This is a genomic window from Pirellulales bacterium, from assembly GCA_036490175.1.
Taxonomy (GTDB): domain Bacteria; phylum Planctomycetota; class Planctomycetia; order Pirellulales; family JACPPG01; genus JACPPG01.
This window is the reverse complement of the sequence record DASXEJ010000352.1, coordinates 1-1,627: the sequence shown is the minus strand read 5'-3', so window position 1 is coordinate 1,627 and position 1,627 is coordinate 1. Positions and strand designations below refer to the sequence as shown.

Annotated in this window: 2 protein-coding genes; one reads left to right on the top strand and one right to left on the bottom strand. The window is 58.4% G+C overall.

Annotated elements, in window-relative coordinates:
* Positions 1-565 (top strand): hypothetical protein (locus VGG64_26630; GenBank protein HEY1603208.1); only part of this gene is annotated, 565 nt, incomplete at its 5' end.
* A 61-nt stretch (positions 566-626) separates the two neighbouring features.
* Here the strand turns inward: VGG64_26630 and VGG64_26625 are convergent.
* Positions 627-1,627, bottom strand: a 1,001-nt coding sequence (locus tag VGG64_26625) for a plastocyanin/azurin family copper-binding protein (protein ID HEY1603207.1), incomplete at its 5' end; no start/stop codon positions are given.

Sequence of the window (1,627 nt, the reverse complement as noted above, 5' to 3'; positions counted from 1 at the left end):
GAGCAATCTTTGTTGTCGCGAAGGTGGAATCGAGTTCAATTGGCAAGCGGAATGCCTTCCGTGGGTTCTTCCCGAGGAGGCAGCGTCCGGCGCGAAACTGACAAATCTCGGCCATTGCCTCGGCCAAGAATCGCTCGAAATTAACGGCCTGGCGCCGGGAACGTACCTGCTCACCATCGACGGCCAAAACGTCGGCACATACGACAACTTGCAGCTGGAGCAGAAGATCGAACTGCAGGACAATGCAAGGACCCCACAGTACCAGCAGGCACTCGTGGTGGCGCAATTGAACAAGCAGCGGAACGAAGGGCCTGTTAATGCTTTGAGGGACGAATGGTGGAGTTTCCAGGACTACGTTGACGCCCGACGTGAGGCCAAGTCACATCCTGACAGTGCGGAGTGCCGTGATTGCCTGAACAAGGCCGAGCAGCAGATTCGTCACATGGATCAGCGCATTGCCGAAGACGACGTCGCTTCGAAAAAGATCGAGGACAAGATTTTCGAGCTGAATCAACCACCCATGCGGAAGTACTCACTGGTACGGACAACCGCACAAGCGGATTGACACTCGTATTCGCCAACTGCCCACGCGTAAATCGGCTTCGCGGCGTGAAGCGTTTCGCGTTTTACTCGACGATCAATTGCCCGTTCATCACCATCCAGTGACCGGGGAAGGAACAAAGAAACGGATAGCGGCCCGGCATTTCCGGCGCACGAAAGTAAATCGTGAACTTCTCGCCCGGCGGAGCGATATCCGTGTAAGCGACCACATCGTCCGAGGGGGGCACATATTGCCGCAGCGCGGCTTCAGGGTCCGCCACCAAGCGATTGACCGTTTCGCCCACACGTAACAGGCTGCCCGGCTTGAGCAAAACCCAATTGTGCGGCACGACGTCGGGGTTGGTGAAGGTGAGCTTGATCGATTTTCCCGCAGGCACGGCGACGGTGCGCGTGGCAAAGGTCAGGTTCTTGCCCGCTTCAATAGTCACGGGTTGCGCATCGGCAATCGCAACGCGCCAGGGATTTTGCGGCGCCGCCTTGCTGAGGGTAACCATATCGGCCAAAAGCGGATGTGCGGCCACGGACTTCGCGACGGGTCGATATTCTGGAAAATCGGCGAAGGGCTTGTCGAGGGCATGAACGGTGGCGAAGAGCTCGCACGGCTTGCCTGCGTCAACGCGCAAACGTAGGTGCAGCTGATTGACCGGCTGCAAGTCGGGCATTTCCAGAAACAGGCTCCTGCCGTCACCCACGATCTTAGAGCCAGTGATCGACAGCCGATCATGCCCAACCAGACCGGGGTGCGAGGGCGCGTATTCCGCCGAACCATAAGCGCCGCTGAAGCGGTAATTCCACACCTGCGCGAATTGGTTGGCCACTTGGTTAGCGATTTTCGTATCAAGCGGTTGGCTGAACCGCAGCATCACGCCGTTTTCGTGCACATGAAAAGCAACCGGCAATTGCACTCGCCCGCCGCTGTATCGCACGCGCTCAAAGGCGCCATCCTCATGCGTGTAGGTCCCCCAGCCCGCCATGCCAGTGACGTATAGCTGGCCATCGAGCGGATGAAATCGTCCGCGATGGGGTCCCGACGCGAAATCGCCTGGCATCGGTACGACGGCTCCTT